The organism is Enterobacter cloacae complex sp. HYC080_NIDB, assembly GCF_056673325.1.
The window spans coordinates 3,145,259-3,157,701 of the sequence record NZ_CP114212.1; the positions used below are offsets into that span (position 1 = coordinate 3,145,259).

The window sequence follows — 12,443 nt, forward strand, 5'->3', positions numbered from 1 at the left end:
CTTCATGACTTCGTTTAATCCCGTCGATCATCCGCATCGTCGTTTTAACCCGTTAAGCGGACAATGGATTTTGGTGTCTCCGCATCGCGCCAAGCGCCCCTGGCAGGGGGCGCAAGAGACGCCTGCGAAACAAACGCTACCGCAGCATGACCCGGATTGCTTCCTGTGTCCGGGCAACACGCGCGTCACCGGAGATAAAAACCCGGACTACAAAGGCACCTTCGTCTTCACCAACGATTTTGCTGCGCTAATGACCGACACGCCGGACGCGCCTGCGAGCCATGACCCGCTGATGCGCTGTGAAAGCGCGCGGGGTACCAGCCGCGTGATCTGCTTCTCGCCCGATCACAGCAAAACGCTGCCGGAGCTGAGCGCTGAGGCACTGAAAGAGGTGATCGGCACCTGGCAGGCACAAACCGCTGAGCTGGGGCAGACTTACCCGTGGGTGCAGGTATTTGAAAACAAAGGTGCGGCGATGGGCTGCTCCAACCCGCATCCGCACGGCCAGATCTGGGCGAACAGCTTCCTGCCTAACGAAGCCGAACGCGAAGACCGCCTGCAAAAAGCCTATTTCGAGGAAAACGGCTCACCCATGCTGGTTGATTACACCCAGCGCGAGCTGGCCGATGGCAGCCGTACCGTGGTGGAAACCGAACACTGGCTCGCCGTCGTACCTTACTGGGCCGCCTGGCCGTTTGAAACGCTGCTGTTGCCGAAAGCGCACATACAGCGCATGACCGATCTCAGCGACGCACAGCGCGACGACCTTGCGCTGGCGCTGAAGAAACTGACCAGCCGTTACGACAACCTGTTCCAGTGCTCTTTCCCGTATTCCATGGGCTGGCACGGCGCACCGTTTAACGGTGAAGAGAACCAACACTGGCAGCTGCATGCCCATTTCTATCCGCCACTGCTTCGCTCTGCGACGGTACGTAAGTTCATGGTGGGCTATGAAATGCTGGCGGAAACCCAGCGTGACCTGACGGCGGAACAGGCAGCCGAACGTCTGCGTGCCGTGAGTGACGTCCACTATCGCGAATCAGGAGTCTAAAAAATGAGTCTGAAAGATAAAACACAATCCCTGTTTGCTGAGAAATTTGGCTACCCTGCCACCCATGTTATTCAGGCGCCTGGCCGCGTCAATCTGATCGGTGAACATACTGACTACAACGACGGTTTTGTGCTGCCGTGTGCCATTGATTACCAGACGGTTATTAGTTGCGCAAAGCGCGACGACCGTAACGTCCGCGTAATAGCGGCGGATTACGGTAACGAAACCGACGAGTTTTCCCTTGATGCCCCCATTGTGACGCACGACAGCCAGCAGTGGTCTAACTATGTGCGCGGCGTGGTGAAGCATCTGCAGAAGCGTAACAAGAACTTTGGCGGTGCGGATTTAGTGATCAGCGGCAACGTGCCACAGGGTGCGGGCTTAAGCTCCTCTGCCTCTCTGGAAGTCGCCGTGGGGACCGTGTTCCAGCAGCTTTATCATCTGCCGCTGGACGGGGCGCAAATCGCCCTTAACGGTCAGGAAGCAGAAAACCAGTTCGTGGGCTGTAACTGCGGCATTATGGACCAGCTGATCTCCGCGCTGGGCAAAAAAGAGCACGCGCTGCTGATCGACTGCCGCTCGCTTGGCACCAAAGCCGTTCCGCTGCCCAAAGGCGCGGCTGTTGTGATTATCAACAGTAATTTTAAGCGCACGTTGGTGGGCAGCGAGTACAACACCCGCCGCGAGCAGTGTGAAACCGGTGCACGCTTCTTCCAGCAGCCCGCCCTGCGCGACGTGACGCTTGATGAATTCAATAAGGTTGCACATGAGCTGGATCCGGTTGTCGCCAGACGCGTTCGTCACGTGCTGACGGAGAACGCCCGTACCGTTGAAGCCGCGTCCGCGCTGGCGAAAGGCGACCTGAAACGCATGGGAGAACTGATGGCTGAATCGCATGCCTCCATGCGCGATGACTTTGAAATCACCGTCCCGCAAATTGATACCCTGGTTGAGATCGTCAAAGCGACCATCGGCGATAAAGGCGGCGTGCGCATGACCGGCGGCGGCTTCGGGGGCTGCATCGTTGCGCTGGTACCGGAAGAGCTGGTCCCTGCCGTACAGGATGCCGTGACGAAACAGTACGAAGCAAAAACAGGTATTAAAGAAACCTTCTATGTATGTAAAGCATCACAAGGAGCCGGACAGTGCTAAACGAAACACCTACCCTCGCACCGGATGGTCTGCCGTATCGCCTGTTAACCCTGCGCAACCACGCGGGGATGGTGGTTACGCTGATGGACTGGGGTGCAACCCTGCTCTCCGCCCGCGTACCGATGCCGGACGGCAGCGTGCGTGAAACGCTGCTCGGCTGTGCATCGCCTGAGCAGTATGTTAACCAATCGGCTTTTCTGGGAGCGTCCGTCGGCCGCTATGCCAACCGCATCGCTAAAAGCCGTTTCGAACTCGACGGCGTGGCGTACCCTCTCCTTCCAAGCCAGGGTGAGAACCAGCTTCACGGCGGACCGGAAGGGTTTGATAAACGCCGCTGGAAAATTGTCCGTCAAAATGACAGCGAAGTGCTGTTCTCGCTGGATTCACCTGATGGCGATCAGGGCTTCCCGGGCAACCTTATCGCCTCCGCACGCTTCACGCTGACCGACGACAACCGAATCGCCATCGAATACCGTGCCACGGTCGACAAGCCGTGTCCGGTTAACCTGACTAACCATGTCTACTTTAATCTGGACGGCAACCAGTGCGACGTGCGCAACCACAAGCTGCAAATCCTTGCGGACGCGTACCTGCCGGTTGACGAAATGGGCATACCGTATCAGGGCCTGAAGCAGGTGAACGACACCAGCTTCGACTTCCGCAATGCGAAAGCTATCGCACAGGATTTCCTGAGTGATGACGATCAGCGCAAGGTGAAAGGCTACGACCACGCTTTCCTGTTGCAGGCCAAAGGCGATCTCAGCCAGCCCGCCGCGCAGGTCTGGTCTGCTGACGAGAAGCTGCAGATGACCGTTTATACCACCGCCCCTGCCCTGCAGTTCTACTCAGGTAACTATCTAGGCGGCACAACGGCACGCGAACACAATGAATACAGCGACTGGCAGGGTCTGGCACTGGAGAGCGAGTTCCTGCCTGACAGCCCGAATCATCCGGAATGGCCGCAGCCAGATTGCGTTCTGCGCCCGGGTGAAGAGTACGTGAGCGTCACCGAGTATCATTTCATTCCGCGCGCTTAACGACAGGCCCTCACATCGAGGGCTTTTTTCTGCTCCCCTTGCTGAAAATAGCGCCGATCGCAGACAAAATCATAACCCTGGATTCACAAGCATCTTACACTCGGAGACTATTTTCGCTATGGTTAGGGTTAAGCGTTGCTGCTGGCCTGGCCACAGCAATATAATGAGAATTGTTATCATTCTAAAAATGCTTGAGGAGTAAGAGATGGCTATTACTAAGCTGGTCCTGGTGCGTCACGGCGAAAGCCAGTGGAACAACGAAAACCGCTTTACCGGTTGGTACGACGTTGATCTGTCTGAGAAAGGCGTAAGCGAAGCAAAAGCAGCAGGTAAACTGCTGAAGGAAGAAGGCTTCAGCTTTGATTTTGCTTACACCTCTGTGCTGAAACGTGCCATCCACACGCTGTGGAACGTGCTCGACGAACTGGATCAGGCCTGGCTGCCGGTTGAGAAATCCTGGAAACTGAACGAGCGCCACTACGGTGCGCTGCAGGGTCTGAACAAAGCCGAAACCGCTGAGAAATACGGTGACGAGCAGGTTAAACAGTGGCGTCGCGGCTTCGCGGTAACCCCACCAGAGTTGACCAAAGATGACGAGCGCTACCCGGGCCACGACCCGCGTTACGCGAAACTGACTGACGCTGAGCTGCCAACCACCGAAAGCCTGGCGCTGACCATCGACCGCGTTGTGCCTTACTGGAACGAAACCATTCTGCCACGCCTGAAAAGCGGTGAGCGCGTGATCATCGCCGCTCACGGTAACTCCCTGCGTGCGCTGGTGAAATACCTGGACAACATGGGTGAAGACGAAATTCTTGAACTGAACATCCCAACTGGCGTACCGCTGGTGTATGAGTTCGACGAAAACTTCAAACCAATCAAACACTACTATCTGGGTAACGCGGATGAAATCGCAGCGAAAGCCGCGGCTGTCGCGAACCAGGGTAAAGCGAAGTAATTTTCGCCAGACATAAAAAAAGCGCGGAGCCTTCCGCGCTTTTTTATTTCTGCCTCAGAACTTAACCGCGACGTGCTTTCACCGCGTTCGCCAGCTGACGCAGGAGGGTGTCGGTATCGTCCCAGCCGATGCAGGCATCCGTGACGCTCTTGCCGTACACCAGCGGCTCGCTGCCTTCCAGGTTCTGGTTACCTTCGACCAGATGGCTTTCAATCATCACGCCAATCACCGCCTTCTCACCGCCGGCAATCTGCTGACAGACATCAGCCCCGACGTCCATCTGCTTTTTAAACTGCTTGCTGGAGTTGGCATGGCTGAAATCGATCATCACCTGCGGTGGCAGCCCGGCTTTTTCCAGCCCGACCTTCACGTCGGCCACATGTTTTGCACTGTAGTTTGGCTCTTTGCCGCCACGCAGAATGATATGGCAATCCCCGTTACCGCTGGTGTTCACGATGGCGGAATGACCCCATTTGGTCACGGACAGGAAGCAGTGCGGCGCACCCGCTGCGTTAATGGCGTCGATAGCCACCTTAATGGTGCCGTCAGTGCCGTTTTTAAAACCAACCGGACAAGAGAGACCGGATGCCAGTTCGCGGTGAACCTGAGATTCCGTGGTACGGGCACCAATTGCGCCCCAGCTCATCAAATCAGCCAGGTATTGTGGCGTGATCATGTCCAGGAACTCACCGGCAGCAGGCAGGCCACTGTCGTTGATCTCCAGCAGCAGCTTGCGCGCAATACGCAGACCGTCGTTGATCTGGAAGCTGTTATCCATGTGCGGATCGTTAATGAGCCCTTTCCAGCCAACGGTCGTACGCGGTTTTTCAAAATAGACGCGCATGACGATTTCCAGCTCATCCTTCAGCTCTTCGCGCAGCTGAAGCAGCCTTGCCGCATACTCTTTTGCCGCAGCAGGATCGTGGATAGAGCATGGACCAATCACCACCAGAAGACGATCGTCATTACCTTTCAGGATCTTATGGATCGCTTTGCGAGCATGAGAAACCGTGTTTGCGGCATTTTCAGTTGCGGGGAATTTCTCAAGGAGCGCTACAGGAGGTAATAACTCATTGATCTCTTTAATGCGTAAATCGTCGTTCTGATAATTCATTTTCTTTCCAGCTCTGCCATATCTTTAGTAATGAAAGCAATCCTTTCAATCTATCTTGTCGACCAGGAAGTGTAAACACGGTTTTACACTTCACGCAGATAATTCCTGGAATTCGCCTAAAAATCGCCACAAAATAGCGAAAAATGAGATCTAACCTAAGCTTTTTAACTGTAACAACCAATTTTATACGCCTAAACGCGATTCCCTACTGACGTAAGTCCGTAAGGCCGAATCTTTCGCCTCTAAAAAGATGCACTGTTGGAGAAAGTTATCCAGCGTAACGACAAGAACAGGAGCACCATGATGAAAATGACAAAACTGGCAACCCTCTTCCTGACCGCCACTCTCACCCTGGCAAGCGGCAGCGTCCTGGCTGCTGAAACGGGCACCTCAGACAGCAACGGTGATGCCAATGCGGCAGCAGAAGCAGGCCAGGTCGCCCCTGATGCGAAACAGAATATCGCCCCAAATTATGTCGATAACAGCCAGATCAATACCGGCAACACCAATACCGGCGGCACCATGCTGCATCCGAACAGCAGTGATTCCGGCACCATGAATCACGACAATATGAGTTCAGATGAAGTTCATAAGAACTCAATGTGTAAGGACGGCAAATGTCCCGACCCTAACGACAAAGTGGGTAACGATGCCAATACCAAAACCGATGGCACAACCCAGTAAGTCGTCAGTGCTTTAAATGCGAAAGGAGAGCCCAGGCTCTCCTTTCTTTTTGGAGTAACCTGTTAAAAACGCTACACTAAAAAATAACGAAACAGGAAAGCAGACATGGCGCACACCCACTCACACGCATCTTCTCCCGGAAATGACAACGTAAAACGACTCATGCTGGCCTTCGGCGTTACGGCCACGTTTATGGTTATCGAGGTCATTGGCGGTCTGGTCTCCGGCTCGCTGGCGTTGCTTGCTGATGCCGGGCACATGCTGACCGATGCCGCAGCGCTACTCTTCGCTCTGCTGGCAGTGCAATTTGCTCGTCGTCCTCCGAACGCACGCCATACCTTCGGCTGGTTGAGACTGACTACGCTTGCCGCGTTTGTTAACGCCATCGCGCTGGTGGTCATTACTATTCTTATCGTCTGGGAAGCCATCCAACGCTTCACGCACCCACAGCCAATAGCCGGAACGACAATGATGGTGATTGCCGTCGCGGGGCTGCTGGCGAATATTCTGGCATTCTGGATTTTGCATCGCGGCAGCGGGGAAAAGAACCTCAACGTGCGCGCTGCTGCCCTGCATGTGCTGGGGGATTTGCTCGGCTCAGTCGGGGCGATAGTCGCCGCGCTGGTGATCCTCTATACCGGCTGGACGCCAGTCGACCCGATTCTCTCCGTGCTGGTATCGTGTCTGGTTTTACGTAGCGCCTGGAATCTGCTGAAGGAGAGCGTCAATGAACTGCTTGAAGGGGCACCCGCATCCATGGACATTGACGAGCTGAAGCGTAACCTGCGCCGTTCTGTCCCGGAAGTGCGCAATGTTCATCATGTGCATGTCTGGCAGGTAGGTGAAAAACCGGTGATGACGCTACACGTTCAGGTGATCCCACCTCACGATCACGATGCATTACTGGAACGCATTCATCATTTCCTGGAACATCATTACGAGATTGGCCACGCCACCGTCCAGATGGAGTATCAGGCCTGTAACGGGCCGGACTGCCACCTTAACGAGGCGCAGCCCGACCATTCACATCATCATCACCATTAGCGGGAAAGCGCGTGAGAGCCTCGCTCACGCGCGCTCTTAATCCACATACGGCTGCCATTCAGGGCAATGAAGGTCAGCAGCAGATATTCCAGCGACATCGCATAGACGCCCTGCAGCGCGAAAATGACCACGCTGATAACGTTGATGATGACCCACAGCAGCCAGTTCTCAACGTATTTACGGGTCATCAGGATCATCGCCGCAATTGACAGCACCATCATGCAGGAATCCCAGAACGGGAAAGCATCCGGCTGAAGTTCTGGCATCGTTACGCTCAGGCCGATACCGGACATAGCCGAAACGGCCACGCGGGTCAGGAAGGCAAACACCGGGTTGATATAAACGGTCATGAAACCAATAGCAACCACGCAAGCGACAAACCAGGCAATGGCTTTCGGCAGGGGTAGCCAGCGGATCTGTAGCTCAGCCTCCTGCTGGCTGTTCTGCCGCGACCATGCGTACCAGCCGTAAATATTGGCGGCGAAGAAGAACAACTGCAAAAGCAGGCTGGCGTACAGCTGGATCTGGAAGAAGATAATCGCAAACAGCGTAACGTTAATCAGCCCGAACGCGTAATTGCTGATTTTCTCCAGGCTTGCCAGCCAGATGCAGAGTAAACCCGCCAGCGTGCCGACGGCCTCAATCCATGACAGGTCATAGCCACCTGCACCAATCGGTATATGAACCAGAATGTTCTGCGTGCTAAAAAAATCCATCTTTTCCCCGGAACGTTTTGAATTAAGTACGTAGTGTAGCCGCAAAATCCAGCATGCGGTTAAGCGGAATTAACGCACCTTCGCGCAGCACAGCATCGACATGAATTTCATGCGCGGCGCCGCCCGTCTCTAGCCCTTCGGCAATCGCTTTCAGACCGTTCATCGCCATCCACGGGCAATGCGCGCAGCTGCGACACGTCGCGCCCTCGCCTGCCGTTGGGGCTTCAAGGAGCTCTTTCTCCGGCACGGCCTGCTGCATCTTATAAAAGATACCGCGATCGGTCGCCACGATGAGCTGCTTGTGCGGCAGCGTTCTGGCCGCATTGATAAGCTGGCTGGTTGAACCCACGGCATCCGCCATGTCGACAATGGACTGGGGGGATTCAGGGTGAACAAGAATGGCGGCGTCAGGATAAAGCGCCTTCATGCGTGCCAGCGCCTGGGTTTTGAATTCGTCGTGCACAATACAGGCCCCCTGCCAGCAGAGGACGTCAGCGCCTGTCTGCTTCTGAACATAATTGCCGAGATGTCGGTCAGGTGCCCAGATAATTTTCTCACCCAGGCTGTCCAGATGCTCAATCAGCTCAACGGCGATGCTGGAGGTCACGACCCAGTCTGCCCGCGCTTTTACCGCCGCGGAGGTGTTGGCATAAACCACCACGGTACGGTCAGGATGGGCGTCGCAGAAGGCGGTGAACGCGTCAATCGGGCAGCCAAGATCGAGCGAACACTCGGCATTCAGCGTCGGCATCAAAATGTTTTTTTCCGGGCTGAGAATTTTCGCCGTTTCGCCCATAAAACGCACGCCAGCAACAAGCAGCGTGGAAGCAGGATGTTTTGCGCCAAAGCGCGCCATCTCCAGAGAGTCAGAGATGCAGCCTCCGGTCTCTTCCGCCAGTTGCTGGATTTCCGGGTCGGTGTAGTAATGCGCCACCATCACCGCGTCTCGCTCTTTCAGAAGACGTTTGATCTTCTCGCGGTAGAACTGTTTTTCGTCCTGGCTTAGCGGAACAGGTTTTGGCGGAAACGGATAGATGGCGGCTTCGGGATCAAACATCACACTCATTATGGCTTCTCGTTTTACGGGCTTAACAATATTGCCTTTCTTTTGCCTGACATAGCAAAACGCATGGCAATTGTGTTTTGTATACTAAACAAGATAGCGAATCTGGAGTGAAAAGTCACCGGGAATAGAGGTGTGGAGCATTTATAGAATTGCAGATAGCAAAAAGGCGCCTTTAGGGCGCCTTTCTACATTGGTGGGTCGTGCAGGATTCGAACCTGCGACCAATTGATTAAAAGTCAACTGCTCTACCAACTGAGCTAACGACCCCTTGCGGGATTTTTTCTTCGAAGTGGTGGGTCGTGCAGGATTCGAACCTGCGACCAATTGATTAAAAGTCAACTGCTCTACCAACTGAGCTAACGACCCATTCGGGTGCTGACTTCGAAGATTTTTACTCGGTACCACGTTTAAGTGGTGGGTCGTGCAGGATGACTCGGCTTCGCCTCGCCCTTCGGGCCGTTGCGAAAGCAACGTTATCCTTCACGTTTAATATCTGAGTAAGACATTAAAATTGGTGGGTCGTGCAGGATTCGAACCTGCGACCAATTGATTAAAAGTCAACTGCTCTACCAACTGAGCTAACGACCCGAGTGGTGGGTGATGACGGGCTCGAACCGCCGACCCCCTCCGTGTAAAGGAGATGCTCTACCAACTGAGCTAATCACCCACTCTGTACTACCGGAACTGCTTAAGTGGTGGGTCGTGCAGGATTCGAACCTGCGACCAATTGATTAAAAGTCAACTGCTCTACCAACTGAGCTAACGACCCACTTTTACGCTGTTTTCACGTTGTTTGATATCCCGTGGCAACGGCGGCATATATTACTGATTTAAGAATTCTGCGCAACAAAAATTTCGATGAAGATCACTTAACTGCTTACGAATCATGCTGCACGACCAGAAATAACGCGATTTCTGGTCATGCGATAATCATCCCATCGAATTCAGACGTTTTTGCGCCTGTTTGGCACCTTCGGTACCAGGGAATTTGGCGACCACCTGCTGATAAACCGCTTTGGCTTTCGCAGTGTCTCCTTTGTCCTGCATGATCACGCCAACCTTATACATCGCATCTGGCGCTTTCGGCGATTTCGGGTAATTTTTCACCACGGAGGCAAAATAAAACGCCGCATCATCCTTTTTACCCTTGTTGTAATTCAACTGACCAAGCCAGTAATTGGCATTTGGCTGGTAGGTTGAATCAGGGTATTTCTTAACAAAGTTCTGAAACGCAGCAATCGCGTCGTCCTGACGAGATTGATCCTGCACGAGGGCAATGGCCGCATTGTAATCCGTATTCGCGTCACCGCTCTGTACAGGCGCGCCTGTGGAGGCGGAAGCATCCGCAGACGGCGCGGGCGCGGATGTCGCCGCTCCGCTCTGATCGCCTGCTGCGGGTTGTGCTGCTGCACCACCACCGCTGCTCAGGCTATCTATCTGCAACAAGATTTGCTTCTGACGTTCCACAACCTGGTTAAGCTGATACTGACTTTCCTGAATCTGACCGCGGAGTGAGTCAATATCGTTTTGGTTATCGGAAAGTTGTTGCTGGAGTTGGGTTAAAAGCTGACTGTGAGCGTTAGAAATACGCTCGAGTTGAGTGACCCGGTCTTCTACCGAGCCTGAGCCGACACTACTGATTGGTGCCTGAGCAAAAGCGGCCCAGGGGGCCGCTATTCCAACCAGTAACGACAGACTCAACAGATGATGTCTGAAGTTACTGCTCATGCCATTCTCTTAGTAAACCAGTACGGCACGACGGTTTTTGGAGTAAGCCGCTTCGTCGTGACCCAGTACTGCAGGTTTTTCTTTACCGTAAGAAACGATGGAGATCTGATCAGCAGAAACGCCTTTACCCTGCAGGTACATTTTAACAGCGTTAGCACGACGTTCACCCAGGGAGATGTTGTACTCTGGGGTACCACGTTCGTCCGCATGACCTTCTACGGTGACTTTGTAAGATGGGTTGCTACGCAGGAAGTTAGCGTGAGCATCCAGCATCGCAGCGAAGTCAGAACGGATGTCGTATTTATCCAGATCGAAGTAAACGATGTTGTTCTGCTGCAGCTGCTGCATCTGAAGACGCGCCTGCTCTTCAGAAGACATGTTGCCATTGCCGTTCGCGTCCATACCGGTACCGGCACCCATCATGCCTTCGCCGCTCTGGTCATTGCTTGCGTTCTTGTTAGAAGAACACGCTGCGATTGCCATTACAGGCAGAGCGATCATCAGCCCCTTCAGCACTTTGTTCAGTTGCATTTCTATGATTCCTTTAGTAATCAATTAATTATTATTTACAGATACGGCGACCAGGCAGGTGATTTTACCTGTCCATCAGTGGCCGGAATACGCGCTTTGAAACGCCCATCTGTAGAAACCAGATTCAGCACAGATCCCATCCCCTGAGAAGAGCTGTAGATTACCATAGTGCCGTTAGGTGCCAGACTTGGCGTTTCATCCAGGAACGTTGACGACAGAACTTGAACGCCACCCGCTACCAGATCTTGTTTGGCAATGTGCTGCTGCCCACCGTTGGAGCTGACCATTACCATGAATTTACCGTCGCTGCTCACGTCTGCGTTCTGGTTCTGCGAACCTTCCCAGGTAATACGCTGCGGAGCACCGCCGTTGATGTTTACTTTATAGATTTGTGGACGGCCAGCCTGGTCAGAGGTAAACGCCAGGTTTTGACTGTCCGGGAACCATGAAGGTTCGGTGTTGTTGCTGCGACCATCGGTCACCTGGCGGATCTGGCCAGAGCCAATATCCATCACATACAGGTTCAGGCTACCGGTTTTAGACAGCGCAAAGGCCAGTTTAGAGCCGTCCGGAGAGAAGGAAGGCGCACCGTTGTGACGTGGGAACGACGCTACCTGACGCACAGCACCGTTAGCCAGCGTCTGGATAACCAGCGCAGAACGACCGCTCTCGAAAGTCACGTATGCCAGTTTAGAACCGTCCGGAGACCAGGCTGGAGACATCAGCGGCTGGGAAGAACGTTTCACCAGGAACTGGTTGTAGCCGTCGTAGTCAGAGACGCGCAGCTCATACGGGAACTGACCGCCGTTGGTCTGCACCACATAAGCAATACGGGTACGGAACGCACCTTTAATGCCGGTCAGTTTTTCGAATACCGCATCGCTGGCCGCGTGAGCCGCGTAGCGCAGGTACTGTTTAGTGACCTTGTAGGAGTTCTGTGCCAGAACGGTACCCGGTGCACCGCCGGTATCTACCAGCTGCCAGGCCACGTTGTAAGAGCCGTCCGGGTTAGGGGTAACCTGACCCACAACGACCGCATCAATACCCAGCGCAGACCATGCAGCAGGCTGTACTTCCTGTGCACTGCCCGGCTGCTGAGGCAGACGAGAACGATCTAACGGGTTGAATTTACCGCTGTTACGCAGGTCAGCCGCCACGATGCCACCGGCATCTTCAGGTGCAGCGCCAGGACCGGCCCACTGGAACGGAACAACACCGATTGGGCGTGCCGAGTCCACCCCCTGGGTGATCTCGATACGTACTTCTGCGTGCAGCACAGCTGCCCACAGCATTAAAAAACTAAATGCTACACGTAATGCCTGCTTCATCATATCTCCCTTATCCGGGTAACCTTACCCACGA

Annotated in this window: 12 protein-coding genes and 5 tRNA genes; 6 read left to right on the top strand and 11 right to left on the bottom strand. The window is 54.1% G+C overall.

Going from position 1 to position 12,443, the window contains the following annotated elements; translation table 11 throughout:
* Positions 1-4 precede the first annotated feature (4 nt).
* The 4 genes from galT (at position 5) to gpmA (ending at position 4,198) form a co-directional block, all read left to right on the top strand.
* On the top strand, positions 5-1,051 hold the full coding sequence (galT, locus tag O1723_RS14960; protein ID WP_014883055.1) for a galactose-1-phosphate uridylyltransferase: 1,047 nt from the start codon (positions 5-7) through the stop codon (positions 1,049-1,051).
* A gap of 3 nt (positions 1,052-1,054) precedes the next feature.
* Positions 1,055-2,203, top strand: coding sequence for a galactokinase (galK, locus tag O1723_RS14965; protein ID WP_014883054.1), 1,149 nt, complete (start codon positions 1,055-1,057; stop codon positions 2,201-2,203).
* Positions 2,197-3,240 (top strand): galactose-1-epimerase, encoded by a 1,044-nt coding sequence (gene galM, locus O1723_RS14970; RefSeq protein ID WP_023336937.1) that lies wholly within the window; start codon positions 2,197-2,199, stop codon positions 3,238-3,240. The genes galK and galM overlap by 7 nt, the downstream gene beginning before the upstream one ends.
* Positions 3,241-3,445: 205 nt before the next feature.
* Positions 3,446-4,198: a 2,3-diphosphoglycerate-dependent phosphoglycerate mutase gene (gene gpmA, locus O1723_RS14975; RefSeq protein ID WP_008501111.1), complete on the top strand. Its 753-nt coding sequence runs from the start codon at positions 3,446-3,448 to the stop codon at positions 4,196-4,198.
* 61 nt (positions 4,199-4,259) lie between these two features.
* On the opposite strand, the gene aroG is transcribed toward gpmA, so the two are convergent.
* Complete coding sequence (gene aroG / locus O1723_RS14980) at positions 4,260-5,312, bottom strand: 3-deoxy-7-phosphoheptulonate synthase AroG (protein ID WP_014883052.1); 1,053 nt, start codon at positions 5,310-5,312, stop codon at positions 4,260-4,262.
* Between the two features lie 303 nt (positions 5,313-5,615).
* Between aroG and O1723_RS14985 the strand changes: the two genes are divergently transcribed.
* Complete coding sequence (locus tag O1723_RS14985; protein ID WP_248190757.1) at positions 5,616-5,996, top strand: YbgS-like family protein; 381 nt, start codon at positions 5,616-5,618, stop codon at positions 5,994-5,996.
* Between the two features lie 105 nt (positions 5,997-6,101).
* On the top strand, positions 6,102-7,040 hold the full coding sequence (zitB, locus tag O1723_RS14990; protein ID WP_248190730.1) for a CDF family zinc transporter ZitB: 939 nt from the start codon (positions 6,102-6,104) through the stop codon (positions 7,038-7,040).
* Here zitB and pnuC read toward each other — a convergent pair.
* From pnuC to tolB, 10 genes are all read right to left on the bottom strand, one after another.
* On the bottom strand, positions 7,037-7,756 hold the full coding sequence (pnuC, locus tag O1723_RS14995; protein ID WP_014883049.1) for a nicotinamide riboside transporter PnuC: 720 nt from the start codon (positions 7,754-7,756) through the stop codon (positions 7,037-7,039). The two genes, zitB and pnuC, sit on opposite strands and share 4 nt — an antisense overlap.
* Before the next feature lie 22 nt (positions 7,757-7,778).
* The gene (gene nadA, locus O1723_RS15000) at positions 7,779-8,822 is read right to left on the bottom strand and encodes a quinolinate synthase NadA (RefSeq protein ID WP_248190732.1); all 1,044 of its coding nucleotides are present in this window, start codon (positions 8,820-8,822) and stop codon (positions 7,779-7,781) included.
* A gap of 191 nt (positions 8,823-9,013) precedes the next feature.
* Positions 9,014-9,089 (bottom strand) — tRNA-Lys (locus O1723_RS15005).
* Between the two features lie 23 nt (positions 9,090-9,112).
* Positions 9,113-9,188: transfer RNA gene (locus O1723_RS15010), tRNA-Lys, on the bottom strand.
* A gap of 146 nt (positions 9,189-9,334) precedes the next feature.
* Positions 9,335-9,410, bottom strand: a tRNA-Lys gene (locus O1723_RS15015).
* 3 nt (positions 9,411-9,413) lie between these two features.
* Positions 9,414-9,489, bottom strand: a tRNA-Val gene (locus tag O1723_RS15020).
* A gap of 26 nt (positions 9,490-9,515) precedes the next feature.
* Positions 9,516-9,591: transfer RNA gene (locus tag O1723_RS15025), tRNA-Lys, on the bottom strand.
* Between the two features lie 161 nt (positions 9,592-9,752).
* Positions 9,753-10,550 (bottom strand): cell division protein CpoB, encoded by a 798-nt coding sequence (gene cpoB, locus O1723_RS15030; protein ID WP_023332428.1) that lies wholly within the window; start codon positions 10,548-10,550, stop codon positions 9,753-9,755.
* Between the two features lie 9 nt (positions 10,551-10,559).
* Positions 10,560-11,081: a peptidoglycan-associated lipoprotein Pal gene (pal, locus tag O1723_RS15035; protein ID WP_003858578.1), complete on the bottom strand. Its 522-nt coding sequence runs from the start codon at positions 11,079-11,081 to the stop codon at positions 10,560-10,562.
* A gap of 35 nt (positions 11,082-11,116) precedes the next feature.
* Complete coding sequence (gene tolB / locus O1723_RS15040; protein ID WP_013097529.1) at positions 11,117-12,409, bottom strand: Tol-Pal system beta propeller repeat protein TolB; 1,293 nt, start codon at positions 12,407-12,409, stop codon at positions 11,117-11,119.
* Positions 12,410-12,443: the final 34 nt, after the last annotated feature.